This is a genomic window from Streptomyces sp. NPDC102283 (assembly GCF_044766265.1).
Lineage (GTDB): Bacteria > Actinomycetota > Actinomycetes > Streptomycetales > Streptomycetaceae > Streptomyces.
In genome coordinates this window covers 64,743-80,708 of the sequence record NZ_JBIWLQ010000008.1, presented here as the reverse complement: position 1 = coordinate 80,708, position 15,966 = coordinate 64,743, and the positions used below count along the sequence as shown (strand labels likewise).

General features: G+C 73.0%; 15 protein-coding genes and 1 pseudogene. 9 read left to right on the top strand and 7 right to left on the bottom strand.

Annotated elements, in window-relative coordinates; translation table 11 throughout:
* Position 1: 1 nt before the first annotated feature.
* Genes ACIRJT_RS17655 through ACIRJT_RS17640 form a run of 4 tightly spaced genes read right to left on the bottom strand, consistent with a single transcriptional unit; the run spans position 2 to position 3,796 of the window.
* The gene (locus ACIRJT_RS17655) at positions 2 to 910 is read right to left on the bottom strand and encodes a dihydrodipicolinate synthase family protein (protein ID WP_403910115.1); all 909 of its coding nucleotides are present in this window, start codon (positions 908 to 910) and stop codon (positions 2 to 4) included.
* 9 nt (positions 911 to 919) lie between these two features.
* On the bottom strand, positions 920 to 2,383 hold the full coding sequence (locus ACIRJT_RS17650; RefSeq protein WP_403910112.1) for an FAD-dependent oxidoreductase: 1,464 nt from the start codon (positions 2,381 to 2,383) through the stop codon (positions 920 to 922).
* Positions 2,376 to 2,639, bottom strand: coding sequence for a (2Fe-2S)-binding protein (locus ACIRJT_RS17645; RefSeq protein WP_402024084.1), 264 nt, complete (start codon positions 2,637 to 2,639; stop codon positions 2,376 to 2,378). Before ACIRJT_RS17645 ends, ACIRJT_RS17650 begins: the two co-directional genes overlap by 8 nt.
* Positions 2,636 to 3,796, bottom strand: a complete 1,161-nt coding sequence (locus ACIRJT_RS17640; RefSeq protein ID WP_403910109.1) for an NAD(P)/FAD-dependent oxidoreductase — start codon at positions 3,794 to 3,796, stop codon at positions 2,636 to 2,638. Before ACIRJT_RS17640 ends, ACIRJT_RS17645 begins: the two co-directional genes overlap by 4 nt.
* A gap of 145 nt (positions 3,797 to 3,941) precedes the next feature.
* Between ACIRJT_RS17640 and ACIRJT_RS17635 the strand changes: the two genes are divergently transcribed.
* Positions 3,942 to 5,666, top strand: coding sequence for an aldehyde dehydrogenase family protein (locus tag ACIRJT_RS17635; RefSeq protein ID WP_403910106.1), 1,725 nt, complete (start codon positions 3,942 to 3,944; stop codon positions 5,664 to 5,666).
* Here the strand turns inward: ACIRJT_RS17635 and ACIRJT_RS17630 are convergent.
* Positions 5,650 to 5,956, bottom strand: a pseudogene (locus ACIRJT_RS17630) (FAD-dependent oxidoreductase); the annotation flags it as partial. The gene ACIRJT_RS17635 and the pseudogene ACIRJT_RS17630 sit on opposite strands and share 17 nt — an antisense overlap.
* Here ACIRJT_RS17630 and ACIRJT_RS17625 point away from each other — a divergent pair.
* The 8 genes from ACIRJT_RS17625 to ACIRJT_RS17590 all read left to right on the top strand — a co-directional run bounded on the left by ACIRJT_RS17625 (position 5,943) and on the right by ACIRJT_RS17590 (position 13,833).
* Positions 5,943 to 6,581, top strand: coding sequence for a TetR/AcrR family transcriptional regulator (locus ACIRJT_RS17625; RefSeq protein ID WP_403910103.1), 639 nt, complete (start codon positions 5,943 to 5,945; stop codon positions 6,579 to 6,581). The pseudogene ACIRJT_RS17630 and the gene ACIRJT_RS17625 overlap by 14 nt on opposite strands.
* A 103-nt stretch (positions 6,582 to 6,684) precedes the next feature.
* Positions 6,685 to 7,332: an RNA polymerase sigma factor gene (locus ACIRJT_RS17620; protein ID WP_403910100.1), complete on the top strand. Its 648-nt coding sequence runs from the start codon at positions 6,685 to 6,687 to the stop codon at positions 7,330 to 7,332.
* Complete coding sequence (locus tag ACIRJT_RS17615) at positions 7,329 to 8,360, top strand: CU044_5270 family protein (protein WP_403910097.1); 1,032 nt, start codon at positions 7,329 to 7,331, stop codon at positions 8,358 to 8,360. Before ACIRJT_RS17620 ends, ACIRJT_RS17615 begins: the two co-directional genes overlap by 4 nt.
* Before the next feature lie 180 nt (positions 8,361 to 8,540).
* On the top strand, positions 8,541 to 9,062 hold the full coding sequence (locus tag ACIRJT_RS17610; protein WP_403910094.1) for a PadR family transcriptional regulator: 522 nt from the start codon (positions 8,541 to 8,543) through the stop codon (positions 9,060 to 9,062).
* A gap of 178 nt (positions 9,063 to 9,240) precedes the next feature.
* Positions 9,241 to 10,551 carry a lipopolysaccharide biosynthesis protein RfbH gene (gene rfbH / locus ACIRJT_RS17605; protein WP_403910091.1) on the top strand — a complete coding sequence of 437 codons (1,311 nt, stop codon included), beginning with the start codon at positions 9,241 to 9,243 and terminating at the stop codon, positions 10,549 to 10,551.
* A complete protein-coding gene (locus ACIRJT_RS17600) occupies positions 10,548 to 11,945 on the top strand; it encodes an NDP-hexose 2,3-dehydratase family protein (RefSeq protein ID WP_403910088.1) in 1,398 nt (465 codons plus the stop codon). The genes rfbH and ACIRJT_RS17600 overlap by 4 nt, the downstream gene beginning before the upstream one ends.
* Positions 11,942 to 12,925 (top strand): Gfo/Idh/MocA family protein, encoded by a 984-nt coding sequence (locus tag ACIRJT_RS17595; protein ID WP_403910085.1) that lies wholly within the window; start codon positions 11,942 to 11,944, stop codon positions 12,923 to 12,925. The genes ACIRJT_RS17600 and ACIRJT_RS17595 overlap by 4 nt, the downstream gene beginning before the upstream one ends.
* Complete coding sequence (locus tag ACIRJT_RS17590; RefSeq protein WP_403910082.1) at positions 12,922 to 13,833, top strand: NAD-dependent epimerase/dehydratase family protein; 912 nt, start codon at positions 12,922 to 12,924, stop codon at positions 13,831 to 13,833. Before ACIRJT_RS17595 ends, ACIRJT_RS17590 begins: the two co-directional genes overlap by 4 nt.
* On the opposite strand, the gene ACIRJT_RS17585 is transcribed toward ACIRJT_RS17590, so the two are convergent.
* Both ACIRJT_RS17585 and ACIRJT_RS17580 read right to left on the bottom strand, forming a co-directional pair.
* Entirely contained in the window at positions 13,808 to 14,311 is a 504-nt protein-coding gene (locus ACIRJT_RS17585) for a hemerythrin domain-containing protein (protein ID WP_403910079.1), read from the bottom strand. The genes ACIRJT_RS17590 and ACIRJT_RS17585 overlap by 26 nt on opposite strands.
* Before the next feature lie 78 nt (positions 14,312 to 14,389).
* Positions 14,390 to 15,925, bottom strand: coding sequence for an MFS transporter (locus ACIRJT_RS17580; RefSeq protein ID WP_403910076.1), 1,536 nt, complete (start codon positions 15,923 to 15,925; stop codon positions 14,390 to 14,392).
* Positions 15,926 to 15,966 lie beyond the last annotated feature (41 nt).

Genomic DNA, 15,966 nt, shown 5'->3' with positions numbered 1-15,966 from the left:
GTCAGTTCACCCCGGCGTCGATGAGGGCCTGGGTGGCGGCGCGGACGACGGCCTCGGTCTCGGGGTCCAGGGCCTGCCGGGGCGGACGGCAGACGCCGCCGGTCCGGCCGATCATGTCCTGACCGAGCTTGATGGCCTGGACGAACTCGGTCCTGCTGTCCCAGCGCAGTACGGAGTGGAGCTGCCGGTAGAGCGGGAGCGCGGTGTCGAGATCGCCGGCCAGCGAGGCGTTGTAGAGGTCGAGGCAGGCGCGCGGGAAGACCTGGGGGTAGCCGGCGACCCAGCCCTTGGCTCCGGCGACGCCGACTTCCAGGAGGGTGTCGTCGGTGCCGATGATCAGGTCGAGCCCGGGGGCGAGTTCGTTGATGGCGTAGCACCGGCGGACGTCGCCGGAGAACTCCTTCACGCCCACGATGAATCCCTCGGCGTGCAGCTTGGCCAGCAGCTCCGGGCGCAGGTCGACCTTGGTGTCGATGGGGTTGTTGTAGGCGGTGACGGGCAGTCCGGCGGAGGCGACCATCGCGTAGTGCTCCAGGACGGCGCGGTCGTCGGCCCGGTAGGAGTTGGGCGGCAGGCACATGACGGCCTGGCAGCCGGCGTCCTTGGCGAACCGCGCGTGCCGCCTCGCCTCGATCGCGCCGTACGCTCCGACGCCCGGCATCACGGTGAAGCCCTCGGGCGCGTTCGCGACGGCGGTCTCGACGACGCGGTCGCGCTCCTCGTACGTCAGGGTCTGGTATTCGCCCAGCGAGCCGTTCGGGGCGACGCCGTGCAGGCCCTGTTCGGCGAGCCAGGCAACGTTGTCCCCGTAGGCGCCGTGGTCGACGGCGAGGTCCTGGTCGAACGGGAGGCTCGTCGCGACGATGACTCCGTGCCAGGGCATGCGGGTGGAGGTGCGGTCCAGGTCCATGGGAACTCCTCAGGTGTGGTCGGAAGTGGGCTCGCCGGAGTCGGCGAGCGCACCGAGGGTGACGGGGGTCGCGATCAGCCGTTCGGCCGGGGTGTACGGCTGGTCGCGGGCCACGAGGCAGTGCACGGCGGGCCCGCACATGCGGCCCTGGCACCAGCCCATGCCGGCCCGGGTCAGCTGTTTGACCTGCCGGTGGTCGGCGGCCGAGTCGTGGGCGCGGGCGGAACGGACCGCCCCCGCGGTGACCTCTTCGCACCGGCAGACCGGTGTGTCGTGGGTCAGCCAGGCGGGCCAGGCCGGGGGCAGGGGGTGGGCCCGTGCCATCGCCCGGGCGAAGGCGCGGTGCCGGGCCACCGCCCGGCGCTCCGCGGCCGGGCCGCGGGTGCCGGGCCGGCCCGGGGCGGAGAGGTCGGTGAGCACCGAGACGGCGGCGAGGCGGCCCTCGCTCACCGCGAGCGCGGCCCCGCCCACGCCGCAGGTCTCGCCCGCCGTGTACACCCCGGGCACCGTGGTGCGCTGTCCGTCGTCGACGGCGGCGGCCATGGTGCCGTCGCCCGCGTCGGCGAGGTCGCAGCCGAGCGGGAGCAGCAGGTCGAGCTGAGGGACGAAGCCCCAGCCGACGCCCACGGTGTCGGCCTCGATCCGGCGTTCCGTGCCCGGGCGCGGGCGCCCGTCGGCGTTCAGGGAGGCGACGCGCACGACGGCGACCCGCCCCTCCCCTTCGGCGCCGACGATCGCGGTGCGGGTGCGGACCGGGACGCCGTACCGGGCGAGGGTGCCCGCGTACCGGGCGCCCTCGGCCCACTTGGCGGGGTTGCGCAGCAGGGCCGCGGGGTGGCGCAGCCAGGCCGAGGGCGACGCCGCCTCGCACACGGCGACGACTTTCGCCCCGCGTGCGGCGAGGGCGGCGGCGACCGGCAGCAGGAAGGGGCCCGTGCCGCCGAGGACCACCCGGCGGCCGGCGACGACTCCGCCGCCCTTGAGCAGCGACTGGAGTCCGCCGGCGGTGAGCACGCCGGGCAGGTCCCAGCCGGGGAAGGGGAGTTGGCGGTCGTAGGCGCCGGTCGCCACCAGCAGGGCCGGTGCGCGCAGCACGACGGCCCGCTCCTCCGGCGCCCGGCCGCGGTCCACCGCGTGGACGGTGAAGCCGTCCTCGTCCCGGGCCGTGGTCCACACATGGTGGTTCAGCAGCAGTGTGAGCCGTCCGGTGCGCTCGTGGGCGGAGAGGGTCGCGCACAGCGCCCGGTAGGTGCTCAGCCCGTGGTGCAGATCGGCGGTCGGGAGGGCCTCTCTCGCGTCGAGCGGGGGATGGCGCCAGAACTGGCCGCCCGGGGCGGCGCCCGAGTCGACGAGAACGACCCGCAAACCGCCGTCCAGGGCGGTGACGGCGGCGGCCATGCCGGCCGGTCCCGCGCCCACCACCACGAGGTCACGGGGCTCGCCCACCACCGCGGAGCCACGGGGCTCACTCATCGTCGCCCTCCCCGGTCGTGACGGCCATGCCCGCGCGGGCCTGGACCAGGCAGGCGCGCTGCCCGCCCGTTCCGTCGACGGTCACCAGGCAGTCGTAACAGACGCCGATCCCGCAGAAGATCCCCCGGGGCCGTCGGCCGCCCCGGTTGGTCCGCCAGGCGACCCGGCCCGAGGCGACGAGCGCGGCGGCCAGGGTCTGTCCCGGTACGAACGGCAGGGGTTCGCCGTCCACGGTGAACGCGGTCACTGCGGTCACGTGGGCACACCTCCGGTGTTGAGGAATCGGTCGGGCAGGAGGCCGGTGTGGGCGGCCGGATCGGCGCCGCGCCACGGGTGGCCGAGGAGTTGGGCGGTGACCAGGGCGCCGGTCCCGGGGGCGAGGCCGATGCCGGCGCCCTCGTGGCCGCACGCGTGGACGACGCCGGGGACGCGGGGGTCGGGGCCGATGACCGGCAGGTGGTCCGGGCAGTACGGCCGAAAGCCCCGGTAGGCGCGGATCAGGTGGACGCCGCGCAGGAACGGGAAGAGGCGGCATGCCCGGGCGGCGAGCGTAGCCACCACGGCCGGGTTCATCGAGGTGTCGAAGCCGACGCGTTCGCGGCTGGCGCCGATCAGGATCGTGCCCGCGCCGGTGCCCTCGACGACGCACGAGGTCTCCAGACCCTCGTCGCTGGAGGCGACGTTGGCCACGTAGTCGGCGGAGTAGACCTTGTGCCGGATCATCGGCGGCAGCGGCTCGGTGACGAGGACGAAGCCCCGGCGGGGCAGGATCTCGACGGGGGCGCCGAGTCGGCGGCCGACCTCGCCGCCCCAGGTTCCGGCGGCGTTGACCACGGCGTCGGCGGGCAGCACCGTGCCGTCTGCGGTGCGCACTCCGGTGATCCTGCCGCCGGCCCCGGTGACCGCGGCCGCGGCCTCGCCGGTGTGGGTACGAGCCCCGTGCCGGACCGCGGCACGCAGCAGTGCGGCCGCCGCGAGGACGGGCTGCACCTGGGCGTCCTGCGGGTAGTGGACGCCGCCGGGGAGGCCGGGCGCGCTATGGGGTTCGAGTTCGCCGACGTGCTCGACGGCTTCGGTGCGGACGCCTGCGGCCGCCTGGCGCGCGGCGAACGCGTGCAGGGCCCCGAGGGCTTCGGGCGTGCTCGCGACGACCAGACCGCCCTTGGCCTCCCATTCGACGGTTTTTGGGCCGAGTTCCTCGCCCGCCTCGTCCCAGAGGTCACGGCTGAGCCGGGCCAGCTCCAGTTCGGGGCCGGGCTCCTTGTCGGAGAGAAGGATGTTGCCCTCCCCTCGGCTGGTCGTGCCCGCGCCGACGGGGCCACGGTCGAGGACCGTGACGTCGAGCCCGGCCGCGGCGGCGTGGAACGCGCACGCGGCGCCCACGATGCCCGCTCCGACGACGACGACTTTCATGACCGCTCCCTAGTGCAATGTCACATGCCATTGCTTAGGCTATACATCCGGACGACCCGAGGACAACGCCACCGCCCCGGTGACTTTCACCCGGCACCCGACGACGGCGCGCCGCCCACCGGCGCGCACAGGGAGACGCATCGCTGTGAACCCGACCGGAAACCCCTCTCCGCCCGGGGACTCGTTCCCGCACGGACCCACCCCCCCGAACGACCCCGCACCTCTTGCCGGGAACACACCCCCGACCGGGAACCCACTCCTGGCCGGGCACTCACCCCTGCACGGCCCCGCGCCCCTTGCCGGTGACTCACCCCTGGCCGGGCACTCGCTCCTGGCCGGTCGCGAGGTCCCCGGCACCGGGGACGCCTGGTACGCGGTCGCCGCCGCGACCGGCGAACCGTTCGGCCCCCCGCACCGGGACGCCTCGACGGAGCAGGTCGCCGAGGCGGCCCGGCTCGCCGCGGCGGACGCCCGCGCCTTCCGCGCCCTGCCGCCCGAGCGGCGGGCGGCCTTCCTCGACGCCTGCGCGGAGGAGATCGAGGCGCTCGGCGACGCCCTGCTGGAACTCGCCGCCCGGGAGACCGGACTCCCCTCGGCCCGGCTGACCGGCGAACGGGGGCGAACCTGCGGGCAGTTGCGCCTCTTCGCCGACCTCGTCCGGAGCGGTTCCGCCCTCGGCGCCCGGATCGACTCCGGCCCCTCGGGCACGGACGTACGGCTCCGGCGCGTGCCTCTCGGCCCGGTGGCCGTGTTCGGTGCGAGCAACTTCCCGCTGGCGTTCTCGGTCGCGGGCGGCGACACCGCGTCCGCGCTGGCCGCCGGCTGCCCCGTGGTGGTCAAGGCACACCCGGCGCACCCGGGCACCGGCGAGGCGGTGGCCCGCGCCGTCACGGCCGCCGCCGCGCGCACCGGCATGCCGGCCGGCGTGTTCTCCCTGCTGGTGGGCCGGGGCCACGATGTCGGCCTCGCCCTGGTCGGCGATCCGCGGATCGCCGCGGTGGGGTTCACCGGCTCCCGGGCCGGCGGTCTGGCGCTGATCGCCGCCGCCAGGTCGCGCCCCGTGCCCGTACCGGTCCACGCCGAGATGTCCGCGGTCAACCCTGTGATCATGCTCGACGGGGCCCTCGCAAAACCGGAGCGGGCGGCGGACGCGTACGTGGCGTCGCTGACGGCCGGCGCGGGTCAGTTCTGCACGAACCCCGGCCTCCTGCTGCTGCCGGCCGGACCGGCGGGCGACGCCTTCCTCTCGGCCGCGGCGCGGGCCCTGAAAGCCGCCGAGGGACAGGTCATGCTCACCCCGGACATCGCCCGCGCCTACACCGAGGGCGTACGGCGATGGGCGGACGTACCGGGCGTACGGGAGGTGGCCCGGGGCACGGCCGGGACCGGCCCGTACGCACCGGCCCCCGTCGTCCTGGCGTGCGACGCGGCCGCGTACACCGCGCACGAGGACCTCTCCGGCGAGGTCTTCGGCGCGGCGGGGCTCGTCGTGCGCTGGTCCGGTGTGGACGAACTCCTCCATCTGCTGGAGGAGTTGGAGGGTCAGCTGACGGCCACCCTGCACGCGACCGACGCCGACCGGGCGACGGCCATCGCTCTGCTGCCGGTGCTGGAGGAGCGGGCGGGCCGTGTTCTGTGGGGTGGCTGGCCCACCGGCGTCGAGGTCTGCCACGCGATGGTGCACGGGGGGCCGTGGCCCGCGACGAGCTCGCCCGGAACGACGAGCGTCGGCACCCTCGCCGTCGAGCGCTGGCTGCGCCCGGTCTGCTACCAGTCCTTCCCCGACGCCCTTCTGCCCCCCGAACTCCGCGACGACAACCCTCTGCGGATCCCCCGGCAGACCGGGGCGGCGCTCACGCCGGGAGCCTGAAATCCGGTAGGACCAGTGCCGAATGCGCCGGCCCGCCCCTCCGCCGGGGGCGGCACGGAGTCCAGACCGCGCAGCATGGTGTTGCGCTGCTCCAGCGCCCGGGCGGTGGTCGGGAAGAAGGTGGCCTCGCCCTTGCCGACCTGATCCTGGTTCAGGGTCACGAACGCACGGGTGTCGCGCTCGTAGGCGGCGAAGCCCGCGACGTGATCCCGTTCGGCCGCCAGCGATCCGGCGAGCATGTACGCGCCGGCCAGGGCGAGGCTGGAGCCCTGGCCGGTGAGGAACGAGGGGTCCACGCGGAAGCGGGCCGCCATTCTTTCGGCGGCCCGGGAACTGTTCCTCGCCGACGGCTTCGACCGCTCCAGCGTCGACGCCGTCGCCGCCCGGGCGGAGGTGTCCAAGCGGACGGTCTACGACTACTTCGGCGACAAGCGGACCCTGCTGCGGGCGGTCGTCGACTCCGTCGGCCAGTCGCTGGTCACCACGGTCCGGCGCACCCTCGACGACACCCTTACGGACCTGACCGAGCCCGCCGAACTGGAGGACGGCCTGGTCGCGTTCGCCCTGCGCATCGCGACCGACATGCTCGGATCGGCGGAGTACACGACGCTCCAGCGCCTGGTCCGGACGGAGTCCGGCCACCTGCCGCAGCAGGACTACAACCCCATGGCGGACGCCCCCGACGAGGCGATCGCCGAGCGGTTCGCCGCCTTCGCCGAGGCCGGACTGCTCGACGTCCCCGATCCCCGATTGGCGGCCGACCAGTTCCTCGCACTGACCTTCGGCGTCGCACTGGACCGCCTGGGCTCCGCGAACGCCGCGCAGGACACCCGCGTACGCCCACTGGTCGTCGAGGGGGTACGGACCTTCCTCCGCGCGTACCGGACCGATCGGGGCTCGGGCCTGCCGGCCTGACGCGGGCGGGCACGGGCGTCACGTCCGACGGCCCGGCCGGGTCCGGGGCGTGGAACCGGGCAGCGCCGGCCGATGGGGAACCGCGAGGGCTGTGCGGACACTCATGGGTGTGGAGTCTTCACTGAACGAGCGGATTCGATCCGGCGAGCGCGAGGCGTTCGCCGAGATCTTCGATGAGCACGCGCGCGTGGTGTACGCGCACGCGATCCGAAGTACGGGTGACTGGGCCGCCGCCGAGGACGTGATGTCCCTGACCTTCCTCGAAGCCTGGCGGCTGCGTCACAAGCTCCGGGGCGAGGTCGGGAATGTTCGGGCCTGGTTACTGGGCATCGCCACCAACGTGCTCCGGAACTCGGCGAGGGCGGCCCGGCGGCACAGCCGGGCCATGGCCCGGCTGCCCGCGTCCGGGGACGCACAGGACTTCGCGGACGAAGTCGTCGGTCAGCTCGCCGACGCTCAACGCCTGGCGGCGGCGGCGAAGGCGCTGAGCCGCCTCAGGCGCGGTGAACGCGAGGTCTTCACGTTGGTCGTCTGGTCCGGGCTGAGCTACACGGCGGCCGCCGAAGCGCTCGGTCTGCCCATCGGAACGGTGCGGTCCCGGCTTTCGCGTGCCCGGACGAAGCTGCGCCGGCTGGTGGAGGCCGAGTTGCGGACGGACATCACCGTCAGCCGGGCAGCCGAGCCGGACAGCCGGCGCAGGACAGGAGGACCGGCACCCCAGGTCGTGGACGCATACCGGAGGAAACCATGACGAACCCTTGTGAAGGCAGGGAGCAGGCGGAGGCCCGGAAGGAGTTTCCGCCGCCGCGCCACCCGGACCCGCGCACCGAGGTCGTCGAGCTGCACAAGCGGAATCTCCTCGCGGAGATCGACCGTACGGGGCCGGACGGTCACCGAAGGGCTCGTACGAGGCGATGGACCGCTGTCGCCCTCACTACCGCGGCAGTTGTCGGTGCCGCGGTCGTCGCGGTCACGCTTCCCACCTTCGGCCCCTCCTCGGCGCCGACCGCCCAGCCCGCTTCGGACGCGTCGGTGCGACTCCTGGAACAGGCCGCGCGTACGGCCGCCGCCGGGTCGGCCGACTCCCCGCGCGACGCACAGTTCACGTACGTCAGCGTGACCGGGCACACCACCTCGCTGTCGGAAACCGCGGACGGGGGAATGAAGCGGTCGCGGGAGGACGAGAGTTACGAGCGGTGGACGTCCGTGGACGGCAGCAGCCGCACGGTCCAACGCGAGAGGGGCGGCGCCGCGACTTCACTGGAAGCCCCGGGAAAGGGCAGTCTCGGCTCGCCGACCTACCGCTTCCTCGCCGGGCTTCCCACGGACCCCGAGCAACTGCTCGCCGTCATCCACCGTGACGCGGAGCTGAACCACGGAAAGGGTTCCGACTCCACCACCGGTCCGGATCAGGAAGCTTTCGTCATGATCGGCGACCTGCTGCGGGCGTCGGTGGCGCCGGCCGAGGTGAGCGCCGCCCTCTACCGCGCCGCGGCACGGATTCCCGGTGTGGTCGTGATCCCGGACGCGGTGGACGCCGCCGGACGTCGAGGTGTCGCCGTCGCCCGCGCACACGACGGGGAGCGAAGCGAGTGGATCTTCGACGAGGGGACCACGCGGCTGCTCGGCGAACGGACCGTCCTGATCGAGGACTCCGCCTGGGGCAAGGCCGGAACAACGGTCGATTCGATGGCCGTCATCGACAGCGGCTTCACGGACGGGCCCGGCCAGGAACCGACTCGGACACCGGATGACCACGACACCGGCACGGATGTCTGACCCAGAAGGGCGCACACCTCGGCCTGCCGCCCCGGAATTCCCTTCACCTTCGTTACGGGTGGGCGAAGTTGGCTGACCAGGGGTCCGACACAGGCGCGGCATCCTGTCTTCCTCGACCTGTCGAGGAAGACAGGATGCCGTATCCTTGGACGTCCTGATCCGCACGCAGAAGGAGACCTCATGTCCCTGCGCCACGCGGTGCTCGGCCTGCTCGCGGGCCGTCCGGCGAGCGGCTACGAGCTGGCCAAGCACTTTCAACGCACCCTCCCGCACATCTGGTACGCGCGTAACCACCAGCTGTACCCGGAGCTGAGCCGGCTGACCGCCGACGGGCACGTCGAGATGGGCGAGGAGGGCCCGCGGGGCCGGCGCACCTACGAGATCAACGACAGCGGGCGCGAGGAGCTGCGGCGCTGGCTCGTCGACGTGCCCTCCGACCGCACCGCACGCAGTGAGACCTATCTGCGGGCGTTCCTGCTGTCGGCCGCCCTCTCGCGGGACGACGCACTGCTGGCGCTCGACCGGGAGGTCGGTCACTGGCGGGCCGACCGGGACGAGATGCTCGCGCTGACCAAGCACATGGCCGACGACCCCGAGGCGGACGAGGCCCATCAGTTGGCGGTCAGCATGACCCTCAGGCTGTCGGAGGCCATGCTCGGCTGGGCCGACGAGGCCCGCGAGGCGATCGAGGCGCGGGACTGACGTCGCCGCTGGAGCGGAACCGACGTCGCCGCGGGCGCGGGATTCGAGAGCACCTCCACCGCTCCTCAAGCCCTCCCTGCCAGCCTCGACCTCCGTGATCGGGAACGGAATGGCTCCCGGTTCCGACGAAGGCGAGGACGGATGAACGCGACACGCCCCCTCCCCCGAAGGGCGTCCGATGAGTGATCACCGAGCGCTCGTTCTGGACGAGGTACGCAAGTACCACGCGGAGCAGTCGGGCGGTGGCGGCCCCTTCGTCCCCGGAGTCACGGAGATCTGGCCGTCCGGGGCGGTGCTCGACGAGAGCGACCGACTCGCCCTCGTGGAGGCCGCGCTCGATCTGCGGATCGCCGCCGGGAGCATCTCGCGCCGCTTCGAGAGCTCCTTCGCCCGTCTGCTGAAGCAGCGCAAGGCCCATCTGACCAACTCGGGTTCCTCGGCGAACCTGTTGGCGCTGACCACCCTCACCTCCCCGCTCCTGGAGGACGAGCGGCTGCGTCCCGGCGACGAGGTCGTCACCGTCGCGGCGGGCTTCCCGACAACGGTCAACCCCATCCTGCAGAACGGCATGGTGCCGGTCTTCGTCGACATCGACATACCGACGTACAACGCGACGGCGGAGCGCGTCGCCGAAGCGATCGGTCCGAGGACCCGGGCCATCATGATGGCGCACACGCTGGGCAACCCGTTCCAGGCGCGCGAGATCGCCGAACTCGCCGAGGCGCACGGGCTGTTCCTCATCGAGGACAACTGCGACGCCGTGGGCTCGTCCTACGACGGCAGGGCCACCGGGTCCTTCGGGGACCTGTCCACGGTCAGCTTCTACCCGGCCCACCACGTGACGATGGGCGAGGGCGGCTGCGTCCTCACCTCCAGTCCGGCGCTGGCCAGGATCGTGGAGTCCCTGCGCGACTGGGGCCGGGACTGCTGGTGCGAGCCGGGGGAGAGCGACACCTGCCGCAAGCGCTTCCAGTACCAGCTGGGCACCCTGCCGGAGGGATACGACCACAAGTACGCGTTCTCCCACATCGGGTACAACCTGAAGACCACCGACCTCCAGGCCGCGCTCGGGCTGAGCCAGCTCGCCCGGATCGACGAGTTCGGCGCCGCCCGGCGCCGGAACTGGAGCCGGCTGCGCGACGCCCTCGACGGCACCCCGCACCTGATCCTCCCCGAGCCCACCCCGCTGAGCGATCCCAGCTGGTTCGGCTTCGTCATCACCCTCGCGCACGACGCACCCTTCGCACGCCCGGAGCTGGTCCGCTTCCTGGAGAACCGGAGGATCGGCACGCGTCAGCTGTTCGCGGGCAACCTCACCCGGCAGCCCGCGTACGCCGGACAGCGCTTCCGGATCTCCGGCTCGCTGGACAACAGTGACATCGTCACCGAGCGGACCTTCTGGGTCGGCGTCTACCCGGGGCTCACGGACGAGATGATCGACTATGTCGCGTCCTCGGTAAGGGAGTTCGTCGAAGGAGCGCGGACATGACGGTGACGCGGACCGCGCGTCTCGTCCCCCGGACCGACGCCGCGCTGCCCGGTCGGCTCGCCCGCTCCGCGGCGGCGACCGAGGGCTGGATGATGGGCACGCCACAGGTGTCCGCATGGCTCGCGGAGCGGGCCGGAGCCCACCCCTTCCAGGTGACGCCCGTCCCCTTCGCGGCCCTCGACGCCTGGTCGTTCGAGGCGGGCACCGGCAATCTCGTGCACAGCAGCGGGCGGTTCTTCACGATCGAGGGCCAGCACGCCGTCGCCTCGGAGCCCGAGCCCCGCGCGTGGCACCAGCCGGTCATCAACCAGCCCGAGGTGGGCATACTCGGGCTGCTCGCCCGCGAGTTCGGCGGTGTCCTGCACTTCCTGCTCCAGGCCAAGATGGAGCCGGGCAACCCGAATCTGCTCCAGCTCTCCCCCACCGTCCAGGCGACGCGCAGCAACTACACCGGGGCGCATCAGGGCGCGCCGGTGCGCTATCTCGACCATTTCGTCGAACCGTCGGGCAGCGGTGTGATCGCCGATGTCCTGCAGTCCGAGCACGGCTCGTGGTTCCACCGGAAGTCCAACCGCAACATGATCGTGGAGACCACGCGGGACGTCCCGCTCCACCCGGACTTCTGCTGGCTGACCCTCGGGCAGATCGCCGAGCTGCTCCACCGTGATCTGACGGTGAACATGGACACGCGTACCGTGCTCTCCTGCCTGCCGGGCGGATCGCCCGCCGACGGCGGGGCCCTCCACTCCGACGCGGCACTGCTGTCCTGGATCACGGACGAACGCTGCCGGCACGACGTCACCGCCGAGCGTGTCCCGCTCGCCGGTCTGCCCGGCTGGCGGACCGGCGAGCGGGTCGTGGGGCGGCCGGACGGCCGCTTCTTCCGGGTCGTGGCGGTGTCGGTGCGGGCCGGCAGCCGAGAGGTGGGCAGCTGGACACAGCCGCTGATCGAGCCGGTGGGCGTCGGTGTGACCGCGTTCCTCCGCCGGACCATCGAGGGCCGGCCGCACGTCCTGGTGCACGCGCGCGCCGAAGGCGGCTTCCGCGAGACCGTCGAGCTGGGGCCGACCGTGCAGTGCACGCCCGGCAACTACGGGCCGCCGGGCACGGAGGGCAGGCCGCCCTTCCTCGATCTCGTGCTCGCGGCGGGTACGGACGCGGGCCGGGGCCGGATCCGCTACGAGGCGCTGCACTCGGAGGAGGGCGGCCGGTTCCTGAACGCCACCAGCCGGTATCTGGTGGTGGACACCGACGAGGTGCCGCCGGATCCGCCCCGGGGCTACCGCTGGGTCACTCCGGAACAGCTCAGCGCTCTCGCGGGCCACCGCCACTACGTCAACGTTCAGGCGCGCACCCTGCTCGCCTGCCTGAACGCCATGGGGGCGGCCGGATGAGCGACACGGTGGGGCTGGGGGTGATGGGCTGCGCGGACATCGCCAGGCGGCGCATGCTCCAGGCGTTCACGGCGGAGCCGGGCGCCCGCGTCGCCGCCGTCGCCAGCCGCGACCTGGAGCGGGCCCGCCGTGTGGCGAAGCCGTACGGGTGCCGCGCGGTGCGGGGATACGCCGAACTGCTGGCCGAGCCCGAGGTGGAGGCCGTGTACGTGCCGCTCCCCCTGGCACTGCACGCCGAGTGGGTCGAGGCGGCCCTCCTCGCCGGCAAGCACGTCCTCGCCGAGAAGCCGCTGACGTCCGACCCGGCACGCACCTCGGGTCTGCTGGCGCTCGCCCGCGCGCGCGGCCTCGTCCTGCGGGAGAACGTCCTGTTCGTGCACCACTCCCAACACCGTCGGGTCCGACAACTGCTGAGCGACGGGGTGCTGGGCGACCTCCGCTCGTTCCACGCCTCCTTCACGGTGCCCCGGCTGCCGGCCGGTGACATCCGCTACCGGGCGTCCCTGGGCGGCGGCGCCCTGTACGACACGGGCCTGTATCCGGTGCGGGCCGCGCTCCACCTGCTGGGGCCGCGGCTGAGCGTGGCGGGCGCCGTCCTGACGGCCGGCCCGGGAGACGGCGTCGACACGTCGGGGGCGGCGCTGCTGGCCACGCCCGAGGGGGTCACCGCGCAGCTCTCGTTCGGCCTCGACCACGCCTACCGCTCCCGGTACACGGTGCAGGGCAGCGCGGGCCGGGTGACCCTGGACCGCGCCTTCACACCGGCTGCGGACCACCGCCCCGTCCTGACACTGGAACGGAACGGATCGGCCGAGGAGATCCGGCTGGCCCCCGACGACCAGGTGGCGCGTGCCGTGGCCTCGTTCGTCCGGGCCGTGCGGCGCGGCGACGACGACTCCGGACCGGCGATCGTGCGGCAGGCCGGGCTCCTCGACGAGATCAGGGTGCGGGCCGGCGGCCCGCGGAAGGCCGTGCGGTGAGTGCGCGCGTGGTCCTGGTGCTCGGCGGGGGCGGCTTCCTGGGCGGCCACGTGGGCGCGGCGTTCACGGCGGCGGGCCGCACGGTCCGGTCGGCGGGCCGCGCGGACGCGACTTCCGCCCGGCTGCCCGGACTGCTGGCGGCGGTGCGGCCGGATGTCGTGGTGAACGCCGCCGGCTCCGTGTGGGACCGGACCGAGCAGCAGATGCGCGAGGACAACACACGGTTCCCGGAGCGGCTGCTCTCGGCCCTGACGGCGCTGCGCCGGCCGCCACGGCTCGTGCACCTGGGGTCGGTGCACGAATACGGCCCGACGCCTTCCGGGGTGGTCCTCACGGAGGACCACCCGGCCGCCCCGGTCGGCCCGTACGGCCGTACGAAGCTCGCGGGCACCCGGGCGGTGCTCGGGGCGTTCCAGGAAGGCGCGCTCGACGGGGTGGTGCTGCGGGTCTCCAACGTGTTCGGGCCCGCGGCCCCCGCGGGGAGCCTGGTGGGGAGCGTCGCGGGCCGTCTGCGCGAGGTCCGCGACGCCGGTTCGCGGGGCGCCCCCCACGCGCTGCGGCTCGCGCCGCTCGTGGCCCTCCGGGACTTCGTCGACGTACGGGACGTGGCGGACGCGGTACTGGCCGCGGCGACAGCGTCCGGCTGCTCCGGGCAGATCGTGAACATCGGGGCCGGCCGTCCGGTGCGCGTACGTGAGCTGGTGCTCAGGATGGTCGAGTTCAGCGGACTGGACGTGGCCGTGGTCGAGGACCGCCCCGCGGACCGGAGCCGCGGGGCCGTCTCCTGGCAGCAGATCGACGTCTCCCGGGCCGCCAGGACGCTCGGCTGGCGGCCCCGGATCGGCCTCGACCGGTCGCTGACGGACACCCTGGCCGCCGCCCTCAGCCGGCCGGCGCCCCACGGGTGAAGGAGTTGAGCGAGGCCACGACCTGCTCCTCCTCGTACCGGAAGTGCTCCTCCAGCGAGTCGAAGAGCCGCTCCAGTTCTCGCTGGAGGCGCTCGGGGTCGGTGAGTCCCACGGTGTCGAGCAGCGCGCGGATCTCGCGCAGGCTCCGATCGACGACGCCGTGCTCCCGGCGCAGCCGCGCGAGGGCGTCGGCGAGTTGTGGCACCTCCTTCTCCAGGATGAGGAAGAGGCCGCCGTCCTCCCTGGTGTGATGCCCGTGGAGCGCCTCGCACATGGTCAGGCAGTGCTCCTTGAGGCTCAGGCCCGCCACCGCGTCGGACACCGCGGTGGTGTCGGCCGGGGCGGCCCCGGAGACGACGGCGGCGATCTCCTCCCGGATCGCCGCCATGCGCTCGCGGAACATGTCGTGCACTTCGACCAGTTCGTCCCCGATACCCGTCGCGGGCTGCGCGGCGGCAAGCTGCCGATCCTCTGTCATCTGCGGTTTCCCTTCGTCGATCCCCGCGCGGGCACGGGCTGTTGCGATGGTGCGGCAGGCCTGGTCCGGCCGGTCGTCTCAGTCGGCTTCGACCGGCCGCGCGACCGCGGTCTTCGGCGCGGCGCTCGGGCCGTTCCACTTCTCGATGGTCAGGTCCTTGATCAGTGCCACCCCGGCCAGGACACAGACCGCTCCGACCACGCCCACGATCTGGATGGTCGTCATGATCGCCGAGGTCTGCGCGCCCACGGCGCTCCCTCCGTCGCCCCCGCCGTCGCCCCCACCGGAGTTGAGCAGCCAGACGAGCAGACTCTGCCCCACGGCGAGGCCCACCGCGTTGCCGATGGCCTTGGACAGCATGGTGGTCGATGTCGCGGTGCCGATGTGGGAGCGGGGCACGGAGTTCTGCGCCATGAGTCCGATGGCGGCCATGGAAGGACCCATGCCGAGGCCGAGCAGCAGCATGAAGAGGAAGAGCAGCGGCAGCGGCGTCCCGCCGTCGACGAGGCCGAACAGCGCCGCCCCGGCGCCGAGCAGCACCGCGCCGATGCCCAGCACCCGCTTGCCCCAGCCGCTCTTCCAGATCAGCGGCGCGCAGGCCAGGTTGCTGCCGACGAGGCCGATCATCATGGGAAAGATCATCATGCCCGACGTGGTGGCCTGCATCCCGCGCGTCTGCTGGAAGTAGAGCGGCAGGTAGATGACGGCGGGGAAGAGCGCGATCGAGTAGAAGAACGCGATGGCGACGATCGCGGAGTGGTTCCTGATCCGGAACAGCTGGAGGGGCAGCAGCGGAATGGCGGCCCGTCGCTCATTGACCACGAAGAGGGCGAGGAGGGCGGCGCCGGCCACGAGGCAGCCGGCCACGCCGAGGTCCGTCCAGGGGGTGAGGTCGCCTCCGGGCCCGGTCCGGCTCTTCTGCGTCAGGCCGACCAGCGTGACGGTGATGCAGCCGATGAGCAGCAGCACCCCGGCCACGTCCTGCCGCCCGCGGGGCGCGTGCGGCTCCCGGTAGTAGGGCAGGAGTGTGGCCAGGATCCACAGCGCGGGCAGGCCGATGACGAGGTTCAGCCAGAACACCGAGCGCCAGCCGAGGAGGTCGGTGAGCGCACCTCCGATGAAGGGGCCGCCGATGAAGGACGCCGCCATCATGCTGCCCATGATCATCTGAAGCTTCTTCAGCGCTTCCATGCTGAAGAGCTCCCGGATCAGGGACATGCTCACCGCCAGGAGGGCTCCCGCCCCGAGGCCCTGGACGGTGCGGTAGGCGATCAGCTGGGCCATGGAACCGGCGAGCGCGCACAGCACCGAGCCGAGGAGGAAGGCCGCCAGGCCGATCAGAACGGCCGGCCGGCGTCCGTAGAGGTCGGAGTACCTGCCGTACAGCGGCAGGACCGCCGTGGACGAGAGCAGATAGGCGGTGACCACCCAGGGGTAGAGCGCCTCGGCGCCACCGAGTCCGTCGACCACCCGCGGCATGGCGGTGCTCATCACCATGGCGTCGAGGGAACTGAGGAACGCGGTGGTGACGACGGCGGCGATCACCGCCGCCCGCTGACGGACGGACAGTCGTAGGAAGAGTTCCCGGAGTGGCGTCGCGGGGGGTGTGCCCATGGTCTTCATCACCTTCACCGGAGTCGGGGCGCGTCTGGAAG